The sequence below is a fragment of the Moraxella bovoculi 237 genome (assembly GCF_000696305.2).
Lineage (GTDB): Bacteria > Pseudomonadota > Gammaproteobacteria > Pseudomonadales > Moraxellaceae > Moraxella > Moraxella bovoculi.
This window is the reverse complement of sequence record NZ_AOMT01000005.1, coordinates 176608-198460: the sequence shown is the minus strand read 5'-3', so window position 1 is coordinate 198460 and position 21853 is coordinate 176608. Positions and strand designations below refer to the sequence as shown.

Genomic DNA, 21853 nt, shown 5'->3' with positions numbered 1-21853 from the left:
AATCCAATCACAGATTGCGCTATTTTATTTTATTTGCTTTTCTTACCAAGTTTGGGCTAAAGCTGACAACACGCCTTTTAACATCGACGATACGGTACTGCTACACACGCCAATGCCCGAATACACTTTGCCGTCAATATTTAACTGAACGTATGATGCCGCCGCTGAGTTGGTTTGGTTGTCGCCAAACTCGTCATCAAGTAGGCTCTCGGTCGCCTTGACGTTAATGGCGTGTTCGGAGTAATTGGTAACGTGGATATCCTTACCTGTCGCCTTAACAAGACCGCCAATGAATGCCGACAATGCCCCATTGCCCTGCCCGATGATTTCTAGCACATCGGTTGGCGTGGCGATTTGCCCGTTAAATGACACATCTCCGCCCTTGTTGTTAATCTGATAATCGCTTAATTTAAAGATCTCTTGGGTCAAATAAGTCTTGGTAAAGATGTCAAGGAGCTCATCTGTTTTTAGCTCACGAGCCAAACTCTCGGCTTGGTTCTGCACCACTTTAGCAAAATCAATCTGCGTCCAACGTGGCAAATCAAAGCCATAATGACGCTGTAAGATATACGCCGCCCCGCCCTTACCCGACTGGCTATTGATACGCACCACGTCTTGATAACTGCGTCCGATATGCACAGGGTCAATCGGTAAGTATGCCACGTCCCAATGCTGTTCGGTTTCGGGGTGTTTTTCGTTATAGTCAAGCGACTTTTTAATGGCATCTTGGTGCGAACCGCTAAATGCGGTAAACACAAGCTCACCGACATAGGCATGGCGTGGGTGTACAGGCAGATTGGTGCAATCGGTCGTCACTTGCACAATCTCGCTCACCTGCGACAAGTCAAGCTCAGGGTCCACCCCTTGTGTGTACAGGTTCATCGCCATGGTCAAAATATCCATGTTGCCCGTACGCTCGCCATTACCCAACAATGTGCCTTCCACACGGTCAGCCCCTGCCATCACGCCAAGCTCACTTGCCGCCACCCCACAGCCACGGTCATTGTGCGCATGCAGACTCACAATCACGTCTTTACGGCTTGGTAAATGACGACAAAAATACTCAATCTGGTCGGCATATAGATTGGGCGTGGACGCTTCTACCGTTGCAGGTAGGTTCAAAATCACTTTTTGACCGTCTTGGGGTCGCCACACATCGCACACCGCTTGGCACACTTCTACGGCAAAATCGGTCTCGGTCTGACTAAAACTCTCAGGGCTGTACTGAAAAATCCACTCGGTCTCAGGATAACGCCCCGCAATGTCTCTTAGCAAAGTCGCTCCACCCACCGCAATCGCCTTAATACCGTCCTTGTCAAGCTGATAGACCTTATCACGTTGCACCCTTGACGTGCTGTTATAAACGTGAACAATGGCACGTTTTGCCCCTTTTAGGCTCTCAAAGGTACGCTCAATCAAATGCTCACGAGCCTGTACAAGCACCTGCAAAGTAACATCATCAGGCACATGGTTTCCTTCAATAAGTAAGCGTGTAAAATCAAATTCTACTTGGGCAGCAGACGGAAAACCAATCTCAATCTCTTTAAACCCAACCGCCACGAGCAACTTAAAAAAGCGTAATTTTTGCTCAATGGTCATGGGGTCAATCAAGGCTTGGTTGCCGTCTCGCAAATCCACGCTCGCCCAAATTGGGGCTTTTTCTATGCGTCTGTCGCACCAAGTGCGGTCGGGCAGGTTTGGGGCAAATTCAAAGGGGCGGTATTTGGTAAAATCAAACGCAGGATTTTTTGGGGTGATTTTGGGTGTTGTCATGTCTAGGCTCGCTATATTTTTTAAATTAAAACCGTTCGTGGTGATCTTGTCGAACCACAAGGGTTTTCCTACCCTTCGATAAACTCAGGACAAACGGGAAACCTTAATAAATCATTGTATTATCATACCAAAATTTTGCACTAATTTTTACCAATTTTACAAAAGTTTTTGGCATATCTTAGCCATATTTACCAAAAAATGATAAATTTATGGTAAAATCCGCCAAATTTTGATGAATTTCCATAATGAGTGCCATTAATCTAGACCCCATTGACCATAAAATCCTAAAACTACTCACGGACAACGCTCGCCTTGCTGTTGCCGACATCTGTGAGCAGGTCAATCTGACCGCCACACCTGTCATTCGCAGGATTAAACGGCTTGAAGACATGGGTGTTATCACAGGTTATCACGCCCACACGTCCGCTCGCTCGCTTGGCAATACATTGTCCGTCTTTGTGGCGGTCAGTATGGATATACACACCGCCGAACGCTTTGGCGAATTTGAAAATCACATCAAAACCTTTGATGAAGTGGTGTCATGTAGCCTTGTTACAGGACGGTCGGAAGATTATCTATTAAAGGTGGTGGTGCGTGATATGAGTCATTATGAAGAGTTTTTACTCCATAGGCTGAGCAAAATTGATGGGGTCAGTCAGCTTCATACCAGTTTTGAGTTAAGAGAGGTTTTTACTCGGGTTGCCACCTAAAATGTTAATGAAAAAATATATCATTAACCACTTAAAATTATGCAAATTAATAAGTATAATATCCAGAATTTATCCACAGTAATCACCCATGCAAAATCAATACCCCCTATCGGTCGTCATGATTGTCAAAAATGAAGCCAAAAATTTGGCAATCAGCTTGCCTGCCCTAGACGGCTTGGCGGACGAGATTATCATCTTAGATAGCGGCAGCACCGACAACAGCCTTGAAATTGCCGAACAATATGGGGCAAAATGGCACGTCAATACCGACTGGCAAGGCTTTGGCAGGCAGCGACAAATTGCCCAATCTTATGCCACAGGCGAGTGGATACTGGCATTGGATGCTGATGAAGAGATAACCGATGAGCTAAAACAGAGCGTTTTGGCGGTCATCAAAAATCCCCCTGCTGATACGGTATATGGTATCAAACGCATAGACTGTATTTTTGGATATGAGATTGACAACAGGCTATGGGCGGTCAAGGCTCATTGGCGACTGTATCCCAAAAAACACAATTATGACGATAACTTAGTGCATGAATCGGTCGTGCTAAATGGGGCAAGTACTGCCACACTTGACGGCTTTATGAGACATCATACGGCAGACACACCCCTATTTTGGCTCACCAAACGCCTAGAATACGCCAAAGCATGGGCGGACGATAGGCACAGACAGGGCAAAAAAGGCAAATTTAGCAAGGTGATTTTAAACCCATTTTGGGCGTTTTTTAAGCAGTATTTTGTGGACGGTCGTTTTTTGCAGGGCAGATATGGGCTGATTTACTCGCTCATGTTTGCCCAATACACCTTTAATAAATATGCCATTTTGTACGATTTGACCCACAACCAAGCCGAACAAGCGTTTTTAAAATCAGTAGAATTTACCAAAACTCTTACGCCTATTGACTTAACCGAAAAAAAAAGTACGCTGTCGCTTGTCATGATTTGCAAAAACGAATCTAAGCACCTAAAAGCGTGCCTTGATACCGTGCATGATTTGGTAGATGAAATCATTATCCTAGATAGCGGTAGCACCGATGATACTCGCAAGATTGCTGAATCTTTTGGGGCAAAATGGTACCTCAATACCGACTGGCAAGGCTTTGGTAAACAACGCCAACTTGCTCAGTCCTACGCCACGAGCGATTATGTATTGGTGCTGGATGCGGACGAACGCCTTGACCAAGAATTAAGGCTGTCTATCGCCGACGTGTTAAGACAGCCTGTACAGACGGATAAGGTCTTTGCCATTGCTCGGGTCAATACCTTTTGTGGTGTGGAGGTTCAGCCACGCTCATGGTACACCGACAAGCTTGCTCGGCTCTATACTCGCACGCATTTTAAATATTCGGATTTAGAAGTCCATGAATCACTTGACCAACAAGGCGTGCCAAGCGTGGTACTAAAGGGCTATTTGCCCCACATTACCAACGACAATCTACACCATTTTTTGGTAAAAAACATCCGATACAGCTTTGATTGGGCAAAAGAAAAATACACAAAAGGCAAAACGGTAAGCATGGCAGGACTGCTCGCTCGCTCGTGGTTTTCGTTTGTGCGTGAGTACATTATCCGTGCAGACTTTATGGGCGGAGCGTATGGCTATATCTTGGCGGCAGCGTCTTTGGGCTATACGTTCGATAAATACATCATGCTGTGGCAGATGAATCGGTCTAACAAGAATAAATAAAATAGGAACATCATTATGCATTCCACCAACATCATTCCTGTCATCATGGCTGGCGGTAGCGGTACTCGGCTATGGCCCTTGTCAAGAACTAAATACCCAAAACAATTTCTTACTTTGGGGCTGGATGAACACACTCTACTGCAAAAAACCGTTCTGCGTTTAAAAGAATTAAATTGTGCTGAACCCATATTAATCTGCAATGAAGAACATCGTTTTTTAGTAGCAGAACAAGTGCGTAAGATTGGTGTTCATCCAACCATTATTCTTGAACCTGTTGGCAAAAATACCGCCCCTGCAACTGCTTTGGTGGCATATCACCTAAAGAAAAATGACGATGCCGTCATGCTTGTGTTGCCTGCTGACCATGTCATCAATGATGAAAAAGCATTTACCGAAAGTATCATCAACGCCCATGAGCTTGCCCTGCAAGACAACATGGTCACTTTTGGCATCACGCCCACACATCCCGAGACAGGTTACGGCTACATCAAACAAGGCAAAGCCTTATTACACGGGCACCATATTGACACCTTTGTAGAAAAGCCCGATTACGCTACCGCCCAAAACTACCTGAAAAGCGGAGATTTTTTGTGGAATAGTGGGATGTTCATGTTTAAGGCAAGTCAGTATCTAAAGGAGCTGGCCACTCATGCGCCTGATATTGCAGACGTATGCCAAAAAGCCATGCTAAACACCCAGAAAGACTTGGATTTTATTCGCATTGATAAAGCCATTTTTGAAAGCTGTCGCTCTGACTCTATTGATTATGCCGTCATGGAGAACACCAACAATGCAGTGGTTGTTGCTTTAAATGCAGGCTGGAGCGATGTTGGTTCTTGGTCGGCATTATGGGACATCCAAACCAAAGACCAAGAAAACAATATCTTAATTGGCGATGTCATCACCCACAACAGTCATAATAACTATGCTCATAGTGAAAATCGCCTAATCACTTTGGTGGGGGTGGAGAATTTGGTCGTGGTTGAAACCAAAGATGCCATTTTGGTTGCAAATAAAGACCACGCCCAAGACATAAAGCACATTGTTCAAAAAATCAAGAACAACGACCGATACGAACACGACATTCATCGAGAAGCGTATCGCCCTTGGGGTCATTATGACAGCCTTGCCAAGGATACAGGCTATCAAGTCAAGCACATCGTTGTCAATCCCGGCCAAAAGCTGTCTTTGCAAATGCACCATCACCGCTCTGAACATTGGATTGTGGTAAATGGCACCGCAAAAATCCATAAAGCAGATAAGAGTTTTTTATTAGCAAAAAACGAGTCGGTATATATCCCCCTTGGTGAAACCCATTCTTTGGAGAACCCTGGTAAGATTCCACTGGAGATTATCGAAGTGCAATCTGGCGACTACTTGGGCGAAGATGACATCGTTCGTTTTGATGACATTTATGGTAGGACTGGCAATGGCAATTCCTAAAATCATTCATCAAACCTATAAAACCCAAACGCTGCCAACACCCATTGCTCCGATTGTTGCCGAACTTAAGGATAAAAATCCTGATTGGGAATACCGTTTTTATGATGATGCTGCTGTATTGGCATACATCAAGGTACATGACGATGGTCGGATTTTGGATGCTTATCATCGCATCAATCCTGTCTATGGAGCAGCCAAAGCCGATTTATTCCGCTATTTGGTACTCTACCATGAAGGCGGTGTATATCTTGACATCAAAAGCACTTGCATCCATCCATTAAGTGAAGTCATCAAGCCCGATGATAACTTTATTGTTACCCAATGGCAAAATGAAGCAGGGCAAAAAGACGAAGGCACGGGTAAATTTTTATATCTTACCGAAGAGCTTGGCATCAAAGATGGCGAATACCAACAATGGTTTATCATCTGTGAAAAACATTCACCCGTCATGAAACATATATTAGATTCAGTCGTGGATAACATTTTAAATTACCGAGCATGGCACTATGGTGTGCATAGTTATGGCAAGCGTGGCGTATTGTTCGTTACAGGTCCCCTTGCATACACCAAAGCCATTCACGAAATAAAACATTTACACTCCATTCGCTTTGAAAGATTTGATAAAGACATCGGCTTTGTTTATAGCGCCTTAGAGTCTAATACCGCTCACACAAAAGTCCTAAAAGGGCATTATGCAAGTCACAAAGGCTATGTGGTGAATCAAGGCACTTGGCTTAATTTTTTATCCAGCACATACATCGTTTTCGCCAGACTCTTTAAAAACACCCTAAAATCCATGGGCAAATTTAAAGAATAATTTTCTCCACCCAAGAGAGTCATTATGATTTGGATTAACATCTCAAATATTTTATTTGAAACCAAATTCTCTGGCATTGCTCGCACCGAATACGAGTTATGCCTGTACGCTTACCAATTGCAACAACAAGGAAAAACCATCGGCTTTTGTACATTTGATGACCGCATGGGTTTTGTGATTATTGAAAATGAAAAATTACGCCAAACATTACAAAACTTAAAAAATGGCAATTATCCACAGACAACCAAGCCTAAGTTTCCTGAGAAATTTAAAAGAAGTGTTTTAAAAAGAATTAATAAAATCAAATTTTTATTTGGTATTGTTAATCATTGCTTTAATGATAATGACACGATTATCGGTGTTGGGCAAAAACTTGGTCATCTTGAAATGCGTTCTTTTGCATTCGTCAAAAAAAGAAAGGATATTACTTTAAAAGTTTTGTGCCATGATTTAATTCCCATTAATTATCCCCAATATTTTTTTAATGCCAATACTCAATTATTTTTTGAGTACATAAAAGAAGCTGCCAAAGTGGTGGATATTTTCTATTGCAATTCTAACTTTACCAAACATGAACTTATAGATTATTATTAAAAAAATAACCTACCACTTGTCCCCATGCAGGTTTTAACCTTGGGTTGTGATTTGCATACCAAAGCAGATAGTGGTAGTGATGATACTTTTATACAATCTTTAATCCATGAACCTTATTTGCTGTTTGTTTCCACCATTGAGATTCGTAAAAACCATGCCTTGATTTATGAGATGTATCTTCAATTATTAGAAAAAGGCATTGACCATTTGCCAAAAGTTTATTTTGTTGGCAGGCAAGGCTGGAAAGTTGATGAACTATTACATAACCTAACCACCGATGAACGCATTAAAGACAAGATTGTCATGCTAAATAACATTACTGACCACCAACTCATCACTTTATTTAAACATTGTTGGTTTACGCTATATCCTTCATTTATCGAAGGTTATGGCTTACCTGTGGCAGAATCCCTCTCTATGGGCAAATACTGTTTAGCATCAAATGCAGGTGCCCTGCCAGAAGCAGGTGGTGATTTTATTGACTATGTCAGTCCGCATGATGTCAATGCTTGGTGTGATAAGTTCTTGTTTTTAATCAATAATCCCGATTACATCACCCAAAAAGAGCAGCACATAAAACAACATTATCAGCCCATTTCATGGCAAAATTTTGCCAAACAAATATTTAATAATGAAGTCATGGACTAACCTAACCTAACACCCCATCCCAAACCCCGCGGACAAACTCACGAGTCTCCTGCCAAGTGTCGTCTTGGACGATGATTTTTTGCTCCATCAGAGCAAGTTCATGGGTTTTTTTGCGTAGATTTAGATAGCTTTGGATTAATTTCTCGCAGCGCTCCACGCTCCACAGCCCAGTTTTCGCTACTTCCTCAAAGATACGAACATTATCCGACCATATGGCCAGGTTCGGGTAATCATGAGCAAAGGCAAGCACCACATACTGCGCCAAGAACTCAATATCCACCAGACCGCCAAAGTCCTGTTTTAGATGGAATTGATACTCCGCCCTCCCACTGTCTTTATTGCCCAGATGGGTTTGCATCTTTTGGCGCATCTCGATGACATCCGTACGCACTTTCGCCTTATCATAAGGCTTGGTTAGAATGTCAGTGCGAATCTTATCAAAGCTTGCCATCACGCGCACATCCCCAGCGATGGCACGCGCCCGCACCAACGCTTGATGTTCCCATGCCCACGCCTTGTCATGCTGATACATCTCGAACGCATGCGAAGAGACCACCATCACGCCAGCATTACCCGAAGGTCGAAGCCTCATGTCAATCTCATAAGCGCGACCATCGCGGGTCTGTGTGGTCAGATAGGTGAGAATCTTTTGGATCAGGCGAGAGGCGAATTTCATGCCGCTCACCGCACGCTCACCATCCGTGTCTGCCTTTTCATCGATCTCATGTAAGAACACCACATCCAAATCGGAGGCGTAAGACATCTCAATGCCACCAAGCTTGCCATAGCCAATGATTGCAAAGCCAATGTGCGCATGACTTGCTCTCTCGCCATTTTGTAGCATTGGATAGCCGTGCTTACACACCAATTCATCAAAGGCACGATACAGTGCTGACTCCACCACCACCTCAGCGATGAACGTTAAGCTGTCAGAAACTTTCATGATATGACGCAGCCCCAACACATCGGCAGTCGCCACAGCCAAAACTTGAGTCTTTTTAAATAATCGAATATTTGCCAAATAACTTTCATCATCAAAACGCTCCACCCGAAGCAAGCTTTGACGCAGAATGTCGGCAAGTTCTGCTTTATCGGGCAAATGCAAATAGCGCTTTTGTAAAAAGTTATCCAGCAGCATGGGGTATAAAGCCAGCTCTTTGGCGATCCATGGACTTGCTGACAACATCGGGATGAGCGCAATGGTGGCATTTGGGTTCTCAGCGATCATCACAAGATAAATCGAGCGGCGACATATCGCCTCAAGCAAGCTCACCAACCTTGATACTGCCATGTCTGCACGCTCTACACCATCTTTTTTGGCGTGCTCTAATAGCGCGTGTAATATGATGGGATAGGCAGATTCTAGGCGGGATTTTGGTTCATCATCCAGACCCTGCACCAACTTTGATGACATGAATTCATCAAGCGCTTGTACGCTTTCATCACTTAGCACGTCTTTGATTTCTTGCCAAGCATCCTTAGTGTCACTGAGCTCCTGGGTAGGACTTTGACGATCCGTCACCATGCGCTCAAAAGGCACAGACACCTTTTGCCGATGCGTGTCAAGCACCTGCCGAAAATCATCAACACCATCAAACCCCATAATCTGAGCGATGGCAGTTAATTCATCGAGGTCGTCAGGAAGTTTTTGAGTTTGTTTGTCGTGGCGTGCTTGGATGGCGTGCTCTAGCCGTCTTAAGAATCGATAAGCTGACGCCAACTCATCCGCCTCAGCGCGGGACAGATAATCAAACTCATCAAGCACACCGATGGCAGCAAGACAGGATAAATTCTCTCCGAGCGCCGCCTGATGGCCACCATATATCAGTGCGAATGCCTGCACGATAAATTCAATGTCACGAATACCACCAACACCCAGCTTGACATTATCTAGATCCTGACGCTGCGTCTGCTGGCTGACGATCATCGACTTCATCTCACGCAGCGCACCGAACGCACTGTAGTCAATATAATAACGATAGACGAAGTTCTTGCGCAGATTGAGTATTTGGGTCAAGAACGGCTCAGAAACCTCATTCACTACTCGTGCTTTTAGCCAAGCAAATCTCTCCCAAGTACGTCCATGCTGACCAAAATACTTCTTAAGTGCGGCCGTCGTCATCACAAGCGGCGAACCATCACCCCACGGGCGCAGTCGCATGTCCACTCGAAACACAAAGCCATCTGCCGTCACCTCATCGAGCAGACGGATGATGCCACGACCCAGATTGGTCATGAATTTTTGATTGTCGATGCTTTTTCTGCCGTGTTCGCTCGTGTCAGTCTCGCCCACACCCTTATGAATAAAGATCAAATCAATATCACTGGATAAATTCAGCTCCATCGCACCCAACTTACCCATGGCGATCACGGCGAATTCATCTACCTGTTTTCGCCCCTCGACCACCGTCATCGGCACGCCATATCTCTCAACCAACCTATCATAGACGTGGTTTTTGGCATGGCAGATGCAGGCGTTGGTAAATTCTGAGAGCTCACCCATCAACTTTTCAAGCTCTATCACGCCCAGCGCATCCTGCCAGACCCATTTTAGCATGAGTAGATTACGAAGCTGTCTAAACCCTGTCATGACAGCGTTTTCATCGGAATGCGCTGCAAAACGCCCAATCAGCACATCAAAATCACCTCGGGTCAACGCACGCTCAAAGCCAAACTCCCCCAAGAATGCTTGTGCCTCGTCAATTTTTTTATCGTACACTGAGTAAGCAAAAGGACTGGCAAGACTTAGAATCTCAAGCTCGGTTTGATTGGGTGTGAATACAGATGTCATCATGATGGATAAATTTTAAAAAGCCGCTCAATTTTTGCCATTTTACACCAAAAATTAGGCTATAATAAGCATAAATTTGGTGATTTTTTGATTTATGGCAACTTTATTACTCATCACTTCAAGCCCTCACAGCAACCAGAGCAAACAGGCACTACACACCGCCCAAGAACGCTTAACAGCTGGCGAGATGCTTAGCGTATTTTTTTATGGTGATGGCGCATATACAGCCAGCCGCCTACTTTGGCAAACCGCCGATGTGCCCAGCATTAGCGATGAATGGGTGAAACTTTCAAAGCAGCACAATCTAGACCTACCCGTCTGTGTCAGCACGGCATTGGCGCGCGGTATTACTGATGTCGATAACGCCAATCGACACGGTCTTAATGGCGATAATCTACGCGCGCCCTTTCGCCTGGTTGGGCTATCAGAGTTGGCATTACGGATTGATGACGGCGCCACCGTGATTCAGTTTTAGTGAGAGATTGGCATGAGATTCTTAATCAATATAAAATCAGACAGTGAGCTAATCACTTATGAAGCGATCGCGTTAGGTTTTACCCTAGCAAGCTTCGATCACGAGGTGCAGTTTTATTTTGCGGACAAGTCTAATGTTATCTTAGCAGATAAGGAATCGCGCCTCTATGGCATGGTTCAATCGCTTGAACTGTACGACCTGCCCAAGGCTTGGACGACGTTTGATGTTAATCAATTCGATGATGCTATCAAGGACATGCTTACACAGACAGAAAGTGCGCAAGTTGATTTGTCTTTATTTGACAGCATATTGGAGTTTTAATGACAGACTTAGTATTAGATGCTGATGGACACCTCCAAGACCACACACAATGGACGCTAAGTGTCGCACAGACTTTGGCGGATGCGCTGGATGTCGAGCTTACCGATGTTCACTATCGAATCTTAATGCAAGTGCGGGCTTTTTTTGATAAATATCATCACAGTCCCGCCACACGCCCACTTATCAAGCATTTATCATCTACCCTACCCGATGATGAGATTAATAATGCCAAATTACAAGCATTATTTAACACAGGCCTAGTGGCACGTCACGTGAATCGCATCGCAGGACTGCCCAAGCCACCGAATTGCCTATAAAACCTAAAGCTAAATAACCCTAAACAAAAAGGCGATGCACAAAACATCGCCTTTAATATTAAAACCGATCAATCCTCAGGACGAGACGATAGTCGATGATAACCCACACTCTCGCCAACATCTCCCGTAAAGTCAAGCTGTCGCCATATCTCATACAGGCAGATAGACACCGAATTGGCAAGGTTAAGGCTGCGAGACTCTGGCAGCATCGGCAGCCTTAGCCAATTATCCGAACCGATGTCATCACGCACATCCTGAGGCAGACCGTCCGTCTCAGAACCAAATACAAGCGCAACATCACCGCCATCAACATGGTTAAAATCATATTCATAGAAAGAATGGCTAAACTTCGTCGTCATCGCAACCATCTTATGAATACCCTGAGCCCTCAGCGCATCTCGGCATTCTCTCCAGTTCTCATACACCCGCATTTGGGCGTATTCGTGATAATCCAGCCCTGCTCGTTTTAGCTTGGTATCATCAAGTTCAAACGCCAAAGGTCGTACCAAATGCAGCTTTGCACCTGTATTTGCACACAGACGGATGATATTGCCGGTGTTATTTGGAATCTTGGGTGAAAATAATACAATATGGATAGTGGTCATGGTCTTGGATTAATAAACTTTTAAGTTGACATTTAATAACTTAAAGTTACATACAATTACACAAAGTTGTTCAAAATTTCGCTAATATAAGTTTAAGTTCATTAAAAAAGAACTTATTCCAACCCCAATTTTTTAAGGAAATTCCCATGAAAAAACTAATCATCGCTGCTGTTGCTGCTGCTTTTGTTCTAACTGGTTGCAACACCGTTAAAGGTCTTGGCAAAGACGTATCAAAAGCTGGCGACGCAGTAACTGACGGCGCACAAAAAGTTCAAAACAAAATCTAATTTCTTTTGAAATTATCAATAAAATGCTGAAATTAATCAAGTTTCGGCATTTTATTTTTGGCGTAAATCAATCAAAAATTAACGATTAGTTCATTGCCAAAACATCATAAAAATAAACGCACCAAATGATTCACATATCTAAAGCCCATGGCTGTTGGGCTTAGTAGGTTAGCGTCATGCACCATAAAGCCCTCGTGCTGTAATGGCAAAAGCTCATTATCAATCGTACTGACAAACAGCCCCGTACGCTCCTCAAACATCTGCGTGCTAGCACCATGGCGCAATCTTAGTGCATTCATCATAAATTCAAATGGCAGATTTTCTTCGTTGATTTTTTCAAAATTTACCATCTTGGGCGCTGATGATTCGGCATGCATATAGTCCTTGGGTAGGCGCGATTTATGAAAGCGATAAATGCCATCATCATGCTCAGGATGTCCATGCAATGTAACTTTACCGTGCGCGCCTGCACCGATGGCTAGATAATCCCCAAACTGCCAATAATTAATATTGTGCTTGCATGGTGTATCATCCTTGCCTGTCCATGCTGACACTTCATAATTATCAAAGCCATGCTCAGTCAGTAACGCACGCCCTGATTCTTCGATTGACTCCAACACATCCTCTTCGGGCAGATCAGGAGGTGCACGATAAAAGGCCGTATTAGGTTCAATGGTCAGCTGATACCATGAGATGTGCGTTGCGCCAGCGTCTATGGCTGTTTGTAGGTCATGAACCGCAAAGTCTGCCGTCTGATTCGGCAGCCCATGCATCAGATCTACATTAATACGGCGAAATCCTGCTTGCTTGGCATTGCGAATGGCATTGATGGCTTGGTTGGGATTATGAATGCGCATAAGTACTCCCAGCGCCTCTTCATTAAAGGTCTGCACACCAATGGACAGTCGATTAATCCCAAGCGCCAGATACTCCTCAAAAGGCGCATGCTCTACCGTACCTGGATTAACCTCAAGTGTAATCTCACAATCATCTGCAAAGTCGTACATCGCACGCAGCGCATCGAATAATCTTGCAAATTCATGAACGGGCAATAGTGACGGCGTACCGCCACCGATGAACACCGAATGAATCTGACGCCCTTGCACAAAAGACAGCTGAGAACGCGCATCCAAAATCATCGCATCCACATAGTCAGAGAATGGCGCAGTCAGCACAGCATCATCAGGTGAATCGGGTAGCGCATGTGAATTAAAATCACAATACGGACATTTCTTCACACACCACGGGATGTGAATGTATAATGACAAAGGAATACGTTCGGGCAGCAGCTCCAAAAGAGGATTCATCAATCATCACTCTTAGGATTATCAACAACATCGGCAGGCTTAAAATCAAACTGATTTAGTTTAAATTTAATCCCGACGTGATCTTCGAGCGCAGGCAGGTTAAAAGCATCATTCTCGCTAACAAAGCTGATAGACACACCAGTGTGCCCTGCGCGCCCTGTACGACCGATACGATGTACATAGTCGTCAGGCATATCAGGCAAGGTATAATTAACCACATGGGTCACATCATCAACGTGAATGCCACGCCCTGCCACGTCTGTCGCGACCAGAATATTTACTTCGCCCTCTTTAAAGCGCTGTAGATATCTTTCTCGTTTTTGCTGGGCGACATCGCCTGAGAGCATGGTAACTTCAAATTGACGGCGCAGATTGTCATACAGACGCTTTACCTGATCTTTACGATTGGCGAAGACGATGGTTTTTTTGACATCACTACCTGAGAGAATCTCTCTTAGTGCCGACATCTTTTCACGTTCAGTCAGCAGATAAAACTGCTGATCAATGGCTTTATTGGTTTTACTCTCAGGTGCAATCTCCACAAAAGCAGGATTATTAAGCCAGCGATACGCCAAATTCATCACATCAGTATTGAATGTCGCTGAGAATAGCAGGCTTTGGCGATGGGTATTGGCAGGCATGTGTCGCACAATGCGCTTAATATCAGGGATGAATCCCATGTCAAGCATGCGATCAGCCTCATCAAGTACAAATACCTCAACCCGATCCAAGAATAGAACGCCTTTTTGCACCCAATCAATAATACGACCCGGTGTACCAATCAGAATATCAAGTGGGCGACACTCAAGCTGCTTGGCTTGTTTGTCAAAATCGGCACCACCTGTAATACACAGATTATAAAGGTCGCTAAATCTGGTCAGCTCTCGGCAGTCAGCATAGATTTGCTGCGCCAATTCACGCGTTGGCGCCAGAATAAGCGCACGCGGCTCACCTAAGAATCTTCGCTCATCCTCGCCAAAAGGACGCTTTAACAACGACTCAATAATAGTAATCAAGAACGCCCCTGTCTTGCCAGTGCCAGTCTGAGCCTGACCAATGGCATCTTGATTGGCAAGCGTATGCGGTAGAATCTGAGACTGAATGGGTGTCAGATTCTCAAAATTCAGCGCACGAATCGCCTTTAATGTCGTCTCAGACAATGGCAAATCATGAAATTTTACAAAACCTGATGGAGTAGTTGTGTCTTTATTGGCTTGATGGCTCAAATTGATATCCTTAGTTATTTTTGGCCGGGCTGTATTTTCTTGAGTGCTTGCTCAGCTTCTTTCTCGCCAAGCAAAATACCCAGACAAGCAAGGCCTGATTCTATGGCATTGGCTTGAACGATTTCGCGTTTTTTGTCATCAGCGGTTTGGATTGGCTGCTTATAGATGATGGTTGATAAGCTGTCTTGCCAGAATTCTTTGACGAATGCGGTTACTTCATCATTGCCATGCTGCTTAATCAAATCAGCAGCGACTTCGTCCATGGTTTTTTTGGCTTCGGCTTCTGAGATGTTTGATTGATGCATGGCAGAGATGTTGAATATACCCTCAGACACGACATCACAGATGTTTAGTGCACCTTCTTCTGCGTTGGTTAGTGCATCTGCGCCTTTGTTGTCAGCAGCCATGGCTGATGCACTCATTGTCACTGCCAATGCGCCGATTGCTAATTTTTGTGCAAACTTCATCTGATTACTCCTAAATTGTCACATAAAAATGCCACCACAATAGCATATTGTATCAATTTATGCAAATGATTTGCAAAATTATCTAAGCAATTCGGAGTGCTCAAAGCAACAAAAAGCCCGCCAAAATAGCGGACTTTTACGGGTCAAAAAAAGCGTTACAGCTTGCTTACTTCTTCAGCTTGCAATCCTTTATCACCCTCAGTCACGACAAATTCCACAGCCTGACCTTCTTTTAAAGAGCGATAGCCCTCGCCAAGAATCGCGCGGAAATGCACAAAAACATCCTCACCTGTAGCACGTTGAATGAAACCAAAGCCTTTGGAATCATTAAACCACTTTACAGTACCTTGTTCACGAACTGACATATTTCATTCCTATCGATAACGCTTGTTACGCCAAAGCCTAAGCAAGCAAGTTGAGCAAGTCGGGCAAACACCCACACCTTAAAAACACCCATTCACTGTCATGGCTAATACAATCACACGCTTTGCTAGACAATTACAAAAAACCACATCTGCGAATAACTGCTGTAAATTATCATATCAATGATAAACCAAGAATACAAGTGTTTTTGTGGAATAATGACTGAAATTTTCCATCAATATCGTCAATACACCCAAAATACTCACAAATCTGATAAAATAAAGCAAATTCATCAAATCAAGCAATCAATATGGAACAAATCACCCCATCCAAGAAGATTCTTCTCATCAACGGTCCCAACTTGCACCTATTGGGCAAGCGCGAACCTGAGATCTACGGCACGACCACTTTAAATGACATCATAGAGCGACTCACCAAGACAGCCAAATCGCACGGCATTGAACTCATCAGCCTACAATCGAACCACGAGGGCGACATCGTTGATGCTGTTGGCAATCTGGGTCTGCTTTGTGAATCGCCCATTGATGCTGTTATCATCAATCCTGCAGCACTCACTCATACCTCAGTCGCCATTCGAGATGCGCTATCAGCCATCAATAAGCCTTTTATTGAAGTGCATCTGTCCAACGTGCACGCTCGTGAACCGTTTCGCTCACATTCGTATTTTTCGGATAAGGCGGTCGGCGTCATCTGCGGACTTGGTGACATGGGTTATGACATGGCGCTTATGTGGTTTTTAAAAAATCTCTACAAAATCAACCTTTCACATTGAGTACTTATACCCGATGAAAAAGCCCTAAATTTAGGGCTTTTTTATTAATCCAGTACAGGATTGATCGTTGGGATTTTGTTGCTAAATTTTGGGTTAAAGGTTTGCACTTGTGGGGCGGTCGGCAAGCCAATATCGGCAAGTTTTTCGCTCACGCCGACTTGGATATTATCCCCTTCAAACAGCCTCTCATCGTCCGTCCGCTCGGTTTTAAGACTTTCAAAATCAAACAGTTCACGGTCAGCAAGCTGGCTTGGGGCGACATTTTGCAAGGCTTTAAACATACTGGCTAGGCGTTTTGGGTGGGCATTATCCCACTCCCGAAGCATGTCATTGATCATCGCCCGTTGCAGGTTTTCTTGCGAGCCACACAGCCCACAAGGGATAATGGGAAACTGCTTATAATTGGCGTATTTAATAATGTCCTTTTCAGCAACATAGGCAAGCGGACGGATTAGCACATTTTGCTTATCATCGGATAATAGCTTAGGGGGCATGGCTTTTAGACTTCCGCCATGAAACAAATTCAAAAAGAAAGTCGCCAAAATATCATCACGATGATGACCCAGAGCAATCTTAGTCGCCCCAATCTGCTTGGCAAAACCGTACAGCGAGCCACGTCTTAGGCGAGAGCAAGCCGAGCAGTAAGTTTTACCCTCTGGCACAACCGATTTTACAATGCTATAAGTATCCTTTTCTAGGATATAATGCGGAATGCCTTGTTTGGATAGGTATTGGGGCAGGACGTGCTCTGGGAAATTGGGCTGTTTTTGGTCAAGATTGACCGCCACAACATCAAAGTTAATCGGAGCAATACGTTTTAAAAACAGCAATATATCAAGCAACGTAAAGCTGTCCTTACCGCCCGAGATACACACCATGACGACATCCCCGTCTTCAATCATGTTAAAATCCCGAATCGCCCATGATACTTCTTTACGCAGTTTCTTTTGTAATTTTTTAAAGCGCGCGGATTTAATACCGTCATCAAAGTCATGTTCATCATCACCGTCCGTGTCCGTCTCTCGCTCGCTATCGGTAGATAAGGCGTGAACGATTTCAGAATGACTGTCTACATCGTTTAGGATTTCTTGATTTAAAATGTCATCGTTTAAGGTTTGGCTGTCGGTCATGGCTGTTTCTCAAATTTCTTTAAACATCATTGATCTTAAAATAAACATCAAGATTTCGGTTTTACCGTATATTTTTTAGGTTTGTCAGTCTGCGCGGTTTCGATTGGCACGGCAACCAATTTACCGTCAATCTTTTCATAGCGAACTTTTGGCTTGTCTGATTTTGGCGTATTAGTTTGACCATTAAAATCTCTGTCGCGATGATCTCTTTTAAAGTCTTTTGTGCTACCAAAACTTTCTTTAGCATTCGTTCTAAAGCCACCTTTAAAATCATCTGATTTTTTATCACGTCTTTTAAAGTCATCGCGTTTGGCGCCAGATTTTTTGAAGTCTTTAGAATCATCTTTGAATCGATTCTTTTTGAACTCGTCTTTTTGTGTGTGGCGTCTTGCATGATAAGCTTCATCATCTGCGATCTGAGCTTTAGCATCGAATTGATCAGATGGCTGACTGATGGTTTTTTTGCCATTTTTGTGGCGGATTTGATAGCTTTGATGGATGGGTTTTTTCGGATTGAAGTCAAACCCGATGGTCTTATCCGTGATACACACCACGTCATAGCGAGCGTTTAGGCTCTCATCCAATTCAAAACGCGTGTAGTTGTTGCTAAAATACAGCACGCCATCAGCAGACAGGCGGTTCATCGCACGATTAATCAGGGCAACATGATCCCTTTGAACATCGAAGGTGCCTTTGAATTTCTTGGAGTTTGAGAAAGTCGGTGGATCGATGAATATCACATCGTACTGCTCGGTGTGCTCTTTGATCCATTCAAAGACATCAGATGCGATGAACTGATACTTTTGCCCGCTTTCATATTCAGCATCCAGCACTAGGCCATTTAGGGCGAAATTCTGCTTACCCCAATCTAGGTAGTTGGCGGACAAATCCACGCTCGTGACCGATCGCGCGCCCGCCATTGCGGCGTGTACACTTGCTGTACATGTATAGGCGAATAGGTTTAACACACGCTTGGCACGGCTGGCGTTAGCGACGATTTGACGCATGTTTCGATGGTCAATGAACAGCCCCGTATCTAGATAATCGGTGAAATTCACATACAGGTACGCCCCATGCTCACGCGCGACGTACATTTTTTTGCGCTTGGTGTCCGCATTGGGATTTTTGGTGTATTGCTCATTGCCCGATTGTCTGGCGCGTGTCTTAATAAACACATCTTCACGGAACACGCCCAGCACTTCGCGCACCCCATTTAACACCAGATTGAATCGAGCCTTCGCGACATCGGCAGGAATTTGCTTAGGTGGTGCGTATTCTTGCACATGCACCTTATCATCATACAGGTCAATCGCGACATTATAATTCGGCAGATCAGCATCATAAACACGCAGATTGGTGACGTCATCAGTCTTAGCAAGCTTCTTTAGATGCGCCAAGTTCTTTTGGAAGCGGTTGATGAATTCTTGCGATTCTTCATTACTAATTTCGCGCTTAACGAAACTCTCAATTAAGCTGTCTTTTTTGGACAAATCAAGCGCCCCATGACGGAAATACACCGTCAGCGCGCCATTATGACAGCGCAGTGTCTTAGGGTCGATGATCGGTAGCGTATCGACATGCTCTACATGACTGCCCAGCACTGCCATGTCAGCACGGGTCACGTCTGCCTGCATCAGCCCGTCCACCACCGACAAGCCAAGCCCATGATACAGCGGCTTAATAAAATCACTTTCGCCCAGACGCTCACCATAAGGCGGGTTTGTGATGATTAGCGGATGGTCAGCACGGATTTTTGACAATGTGTCTTTTAGCCCTGATACCGCCTTTTGTTGCAGGGTGATGTGGCTGATGATGGGCGCTAGACCCGATGCCAATAAGTTCTGATGACAGGCATGAGTCGCATTGGCATCTGCATCCAATGCGATGACGGTGGGTGGGTTTTGGGCAAGCTTATCTAGATTGGCGTGGAATCTTTCACTGGCACGGCTCACAGCCTCCTGCCAAAGCACATCATCATGATACGCCCAATGATAAAAACCAAACTCCGCTGTTGTCTTATCAAGCCCCACAGGATAGTCGGCACGCATGAGCAATGCTTCTGTAATGAAAGTACCCGACCCACACATCGGATCGATCAGCGCGTCATGCTTGCCAGTATGCCAATTCGATTCATATAATAACGCTGCAGCCAAGTTCTCTTTTAAGGGTGCAGCGGTATTAACCACGCGGTAGCCGCGGCGATGCAGACTGGTGCCTGATAAATCCAAAAAGAGCTCAGCGAACTTATTATTCGCCGCCGCAAAGATATGAAAATCTGGCGTCTTGGAGACGTCAGGACGCTCACCAAATTGCTTATTAAAATTATCCGCAATGGCATCCTTAATGCGTAGCGTGGCGAACTGCTGATTTACGGTTAGGCGCTTATCCGTAGATAGGCGAATGGCGAACGTATCATCCAGACCAAAAACCTTCGCCCAGTCGTATCGCGCAGCGAACTTATAAAGCGCCTCAGGCACATCTTCATCGATAATCTGAGTGTCTAGTGTGCGGGTAACGGTGCGCCCTTTGGCGTCTTTTGAGATTTGGTTAGTGGTTGCTTGCTTTTGTTTGAAATGATATTCGCCGATCGGCAGCAGCACACGGCTCGCCACACGGCTGTACAGACAGATGTGGTAGAAGTTGGCAAGGCTCACTTGCACACGAATACGCCCTGCGCGCAGAATCTCACCCGCCAAGCCAAAGCTATCAAGCTCGATTAATAGCGCATTTTCAAGCCCGTCAGCACAAGTGATGATCAGCTCAAAATCATTAACATCGAACTTCTCAAAAGGATTAATCAGAACAGGGGTGTGACTACTCATAATTTTCTCAAAAATACGCAAGGCAAATAAACCGCCTATTATAGCATATTTTGAATGTATTTTTACTTGATTATTAGATAGCAGTTAGTTTTTGCGAGCAGCAGATTCTAGATCTTCTTCGATGTGCTCTGCTACCTCCACCTGAGTGGTGGGGATGTGCAAGATATTATGATCATCGACGATCAGGCGCATGTGCGGATAAGGCGCTTTAATCCCTGCTTCATCTAGGGCGCGTTTGATTTTCTCGTTGATGTTTTCTTTGATGATCGGGATGCGTGCCACGGATAATGGTGCCACCCAGAATCGCACGATGAAATACACGCCAGATTCGCCGACTTCCGCCACGGTTGCCATTGGTGCAGGATGCTTTAACACTACTTCGTCTTTGGCAAGCGTCTTAACGATGATGCTTCGAGCTTGACTTATATCCGCCTCCAAGGCAATACGCGCTTTGACATCAAAACGAATCATCTTCTTAGAGGTAAGATTAACCACCTCAGACGATGCCACGGTAGCATTTGGAATGATAATAATGATATTATCACGATCAAGAATCTGCGTCGCTCGTAGCGAAATCTTCACCACGCGTCCTTCTTTGTCACCCAAGCGAATCCAGTCACCCACCTGAAATGACTGCTCAATCAAGATGGTAATGCCCGCAATGAAGTTAGCAAGCGTACTTTGGGCGGCAAAACCCACAGCCAAACCCACAATACCAAGACCCGCCACCAACGACACGATGTCAAAGCCAAACTGAGCAAGTACGCTCGCTGTCGTCAGCACTAGGATGATGACAAGAACCATGTTCTTTAGCAGCTGCTCGATGGATGCGTTTAATTCATAATGCTTTAGAACGCTGCTGAGCATCTTGCCCGACATCGTCCACAACACATAATAGAAGCCCGCCCAGCCTGCCGCCTTCGCTGTCGCCTTCACTGTATCTGTATGAAAGCCAATCTGCATCATGATCGCAATAAGACTGGCAACAAACCACGTGTAACGCAGCACGGCACGCATCACGCGCACTTGACGCTGAGATAAGTGTAAAAAAGCACGCGCATGCTTAACGCAATACACCAAAAACCAATAGATAAATCCGATAATCGCAAGCAGAATGACAATCTTAATCATGGTCGCTGCAAATGCAAGACCGCGATCCGCCCAGTTTAAGGTCTGATCATCAAGCGAACCACCCAAAAATAAATACACGCTTTGGTATAAGTCGCGCATGATATTTTCAAAAAACCGAGTGATATTATGGGTGTTCATAATCT

General features: G+C 44.6%; 21 protein-coding genes. 11 read left to right on the top strand and 10 right to left on the bottom strand.

The window, feature by feature from the left end; genetic code table 11:
• Positions 1-42: 42 nt before the first annotated feature.
• On the bottom strand, positions 43-1773 hold the full coding sequence (gene leuA / locus MBO_RS01305) for a 2-isopropylmalate synthase (RefSeq protein ID WP_036363113.1): 1731 nt from the start codon (positions 1771-1773) through the stop codon (positions 43-45).
• Positions 1774-2018: 245 nt separating this feature from the next.
• Between leuA and MBO_RS01300 the strand changes: the two genes are divergently transcribed.
• From MBO_RS01300 to MBO_RS01275, 6 genes are all read left to right on the top strand, one after another.
• A complete protein-coding gene (locus MBO_RS01300; RefSeq protein ID WP_036362288.1) occupies positions 2019-2483 on the top strand; it encodes an Lrp/AsnC family transcriptional regulator in 465 nt (154 codons plus the stop codon).
• Between the two features lie 88 nt (positions 2484-2571).
• On the top strand, positions 2572-4173 hold the full coding sequence (locus MBO_RS01295) for a glycosyltransferase family 2 protein (RefSeq protein WP_036362285.1): 1602 nt from the start codon (positions 2572-2574) through the stop codon (positions 4171-4173).
• Between the two features lie 15 nt (positions 4174-4188).
• Positions 4189-5616: a mannose-1-phosphate guanylyltransferase/mannose-6-phosphate isomerase gene (locus MBO_RS01290; protein ID WP_036362284.1), complete on the top strand. Its 1428-nt coding sequence runs from the start codon at positions 4189-4191 to the stop codon at positions 5614-5616.
• The gene (locus MBO_RS01285; RefSeq protein WP_052585220.1) at positions 5603-6433 is read left to right on the top strand and encodes a glycosyltransferase family 32 protein; all 831 of its coding nucleotides are present in this window, start codon (positions 5603-5605) and stop codon (positions 6431-6433) included. The genes MBO_RS01290 and MBO_RS01285 overlap by 14 nt, the downstream gene beginning before the upstream one ends.
• A gap of 24 nt (positions 6434-6457) precedes the next feature.
• Positions 6458-7027 carry a hypothetical protein gene (locus tag MBO_RS01280; RefSeq protein ID WP_036362281.1) on the top strand — a complete coding sequence of 190 codons (570 nt, stop codon included), beginning with the start codon at positions 6458-6460 and terminating at the stop codon, positions 7025-7027.
• Positions 7028-7144: 117 nt separating this feature from the next.
• On the top strand, positions 7145-7675 hold the full coding sequence (locus MBO_RS01275; protein WP_160169649.1) for a glycosyltransferase: 531 nt from the start codon (positions 7145-7147) through the stop codon (positions 7673-7675).
• A 1-nt stretch (position 7676) separates the two neighbouring features.
• On the opposite strand, the gene glnE is transcribed toward MBO_RS01275, so the two are convergent.
• Positions 7677-10469 carry a bifunctional [glutamate--ammonia ligase]-adenylyl-L-tyrosine phosphorylase/[glutamate--ammonia-ligase] adenylyltransferase gene (gene glnE / locus MBO_RS01270; protein WP_036362278.1) on the bottom strand — a complete coding sequence of 931 codons (2793 nt, stop codon included), beginning with the start codon at positions 10467-10469 and terminating at the stop codon, positions 7677-7679.
• Between the two features lie 91 nt (positions 10470-10560).
• Here glnE and tusD point away from each other — a divergent pair, with 91 nt between their 5' ends.
• Genes tusD through MBO_RS01255 form a run of 3 tightly spaced genes read left to right on the top strand, consistent with a single transcriptional unit; the run spans position 10561 to position 11579 of the window.
• On the top strand, positions 10561-10941 hold the full coding sequence (tusD, locus tag MBO_RS01265; protein ID WP_036362275.1) for a sulfurtransferase complex subunit TusD: 381 nt from the start codon (positions 10561-10563) through the stop codon (positions 10939-10941).
• Between the two features lie 12 nt (positions 10942-10953).
• The gene (locus tag MBO_RS01260) at positions 10954-11262 is read left to right on the top strand and encodes a hypothetical protein (protein ID WP_036362272.1); all 309 of its coding nucleotides are present in this window, start codon (positions 10954-10956) and stop codon (positions 11260-11262) included.
• Positions 11262-11579, top strand: a complete 318-nt coding sequence (locus MBO_RS01255; protein ID WP_036362269.1) for a TusE/DsrC/DsvC family sulfur relay protein — start codon at positions 11262-11264, stop codon at positions 11577-11579. The genes MBO_RS01260 and MBO_RS01255 overlap by 1 nt, the downstream gene beginning before the upstream one ends.
• A gap of 68 nt (positions 11580-11647) precedes the next feature.
• Here MBO_RS01255 and MBO_RS01250 read toward each other — a convergent pair whose 3' ends face one another.
• The gene (locus MBO_RS01250; protein ID WP_036362266.1) at positions 11648-12184 is read right to left on the bottom strand and encodes a tRNA (cytidine(34)-2'-O)-methyltransferase; all 537 of its coding nucleotides are present in this window, start codon (positions 12182-12184) and stop codon (positions 11648-11650) included.
• Positions 12185-12330: 146 nt separating this feature from the next.
• Here MBO_RS01250 and MBO_RS01245 point away from each other — a divergent pair, with 146 nt between their 5' ends.
• The gene (locus MBO_RS01245) at positions 12331-12471 is read left to right on the top strand and encodes an entericidin A/B family lipoprotein (RefSeq protein ID WP_036362263.1); all 141 of its coding nucleotides are present in this window, start codon (positions 12331-12333) and stop codon (positions 12469-12471) included.
• A 104-nt stretch (positions 12472-12575) separates the two neighbouring features.
• Here the strand turns inward: MBO_RS01245 and hemW are convergent, their stop codons facing one another.
• The 4 genes from hemW to MBO_RS01225 form a co-directional block, all read right to left on the bottom strand.
• Complete coding sequence (gene hemW, locus MBO_RS01240) at positions 12576-13778, bottom strand: radical SAM family heme chaperone HemW (RefSeq protein ID WP_036362260.1); 1203 nt, start codon at positions 13776-13778, stop codon at positions 12576-12578.
• Positions 13778-15004, bottom strand: a complete 1227-nt coding sequence (locus tag MBO_RS01235) for a DEAD/DEAH box helicase (protein ID WP_046699902.1) — start codon at positions 15002-15004, stop codon at positions 13778-13780. Before MBO_RS01235 ends, hemW begins: the two co-directional genes overlap by 1 nt.
• Before the next feature lie 14 nt (positions 15005-15018).
• On the bottom strand, positions 15019-15471 hold the full coding sequence (locus MBO_RS01230; RefSeq protein ID WP_036362257.1) for a hypothetical protein: 453 nt from the start codon (positions 15469-15471) through the stop codon (positions 15019-15021).
• Positions 15472-15626: 155 nt separating this feature from the next.
• Positions 15627-15836 carry a cold-shock protein gene (locus MBO_RS01225; RefSeq protein ID WP_036362254.1) on the bottom strand — a complete coding sequence of 70 codons (210 nt, stop codon included), beginning with the start codon at positions 15834-15836 and terminating at the stop codon, positions 15627-15629.
• Positions 15837-16144: 308 nt separating this feature from the next.
• Here MBO_RS01225 and aroQ point away from each other — a divergent pair, with 308 nt between their 5' ends.
• Entirely contained in the window at positions 16145-16627 is a 483-nt protein-coding gene (aroQ, locus tag MBO_RS01220; RefSeq protein WP_036362252.1) for a type II 3-dehydroquinate dehydratase, read from the top strand.
• Positions 16628-16671: 44 nt separating this feature from the next.
• Here aroQ and ttcA read toward each other — a convergent pair whose 3' ends face one another.
• The 3 genes from ttcA to MBO_RS01205 form a co-directional block, all read right to left on the bottom strand.
• Entirely contained in the window at positions 16672-17757 is a 1086-nt protein-coding gene (gene ttcA, locus MBO_RS01215; protein ID WP_036362248.1) for a tRNA 2-thiocytidine(32) synthetase TtcA, read from the bottom strand.
• Positions 17758-17804: 47 nt separating this feature from the next.
• Positions 17805-20579, bottom strand: coding sequence for a bifunctional 23S rRNA (guanine(2069)-N(7))-methyltransferase RlmK/23S rRNA (guanine(2445)-N(2))-methyltransferase RlmL (rlmKL, locus tag MBO_RS01210; RefSeq protein WP_080702132.1), 2775 nt, complete (start codon positions 20577-20579; stop codon positions 17805-17807).
• 84 nt (positions 20580-20663) lie between these two features.
• Positions 20664-21848 carry a mechanosensitive ion channel family protein gene (locus MBO_RS01205; RefSeq protein WP_052585218.1) on the bottom strand — a complete coding sequence of 395 codons (1185 nt, stop codon included), beginning with the start codon at positions 21846-21848 and terminating at the stop codon, positions 20664-20666.
• Positions 21849-21853 lie beyond the last annotated feature (5 nt).

What these genes read in the sequence shown, in the direction of transcription:
- MBO_RS01290 (WP_036362284.1), top strand. Translation starts at nt 4,189, where the DNA reads ATGCATTCCACCAACATCATTCCTGTCATCATGGCTGGCGGTAGCGGT.
- hemW (WP_036362260.1), bottom strand. Translation starts at nt 13,778, where the DNA reads ATGAATCCTCTTTTGGAGCTGCTGCCCGAACGTATTCCTTTGTCATTA.
- MBO_RS01280 (WP_036362281.1), top strand. Translation starts at nt 6,458, where the DNA reads ATGATTTGGATTAACATCTCAAATATTTTATTTGAAACCAAATTCTCT.
- MBO_RS01230 (WP_036362257.1), bottom strand. Translation starts at nt 15,471, where the DNA reads ATGAAGTTTGCACAAAAATTAGCAATCGGCGCATTGGCAGTGACAATG.
- MBO_RS01225 (WP_036362254.1), bottom strand. Translation starts at nt 15,836, where the DNA reads ATGTCAGTTCGTGAACAAGGTACTGTAAAGTGGTTTAATGATTCCAAA.
- MBO_RS01260 (WP_036362272.1), top strand. Translation starts at nt 10,954, where the DNA reads ATGAGATTCTTAATCAATATAAAATCAGACAGTGAGCTAATCACTTAT.
- ttcA (WP_036362248.1), bottom strand. Translation starts at nt 17,757, where the DNA reads ATGACCGACAGCCAAACCTTAAACGATGACATTTTAAATCAAGAAATC.
- glnE (WP_036362278.1), bottom strand. Translation starts at nt 10,469, where the DNA reads ATGATGACATCTGTATTCACACCCAATCAAACCGAGCTTGAGATTCTA.
- MBO_RS01300 (WP_036362288.1), top strand. Translation starts at nt 2,019, where the DNA reads ATGAGTGCCATTAATCTAGACCCCATTGACCATAAAATCCTAAAACTA.
- leuA (WP_036363113.1), bottom strand. Translation starts at nt 1,773, where the DNA reads ATGACAACACCCAAAATCACCCCAAAAAATCCTGCGTTTGATTTTACC.
- MBO_RS01295 (WP_036362285.1), top strand. Translation starts at nt 2,572, where the DNA reads ATGCAAAATCAATACCCCCTATCGGTCGTCATGATTGTCAAAAATGAA.
- tusD (WP_036362275.1), top strand. Translation starts at nt 10,561, where the DNA reads ATGGCAACTTTATTACTCATCACTTCAAGCCCTCACAGCAACCAGAGC.
- aroQ (WP_036362252.1), top strand. Translation starts at nt 16,145, where the DNA reads ATGGAACAAATCACCCCATCCAAGAAGATTCTTCTCATCAACGGTCCC.
- rlmKL (WP_080702132.1), bottom strand. Translation starts at nt 20,579, where the DNA reads ATGAGTAGTCACACCCCTGTTCTGATTAATCCTTTTGAGAAGTTCGAT.
- MBO_RS01205 (WP_052585218.1), bottom strand. Translation starts at nt 21,848, where the DNA reads ATGAACACCCATAATATCACTCGGTTTTTTGAAAATATCATGCGCGAC.
- MBO_RS01255 (WP_036362269.1), top strand. Translation starts at nt 11,262, where the DNA reads ATGACAGACTTAGTATTAGATGCTGATGGACACCTCCAAGACCACACA.
- MBO_RS01285 (WP_052585220.1), top strand. Translation starts at nt 5,603, where the DNA reads ATGGCAATTCCTAAAATCATTCATCAAACCTATAAAACCCAAACGCTG.
- MBO_RS01250 (WP_036362266.1), bottom strand. Translation starts at nt 12,184, where the DNA reads ATGACCACTATCCATATTGTATTATTTTCACCCAAGATTCCAAATAAC.
- MBO_RS01245 (WP_036362263.1), top strand. Translation starts at nt 12,331, where the DNA reads ATGAAAAAACTAATCATCGCTGCTGTTGCTGCTGCTTTTGTTCTAACT.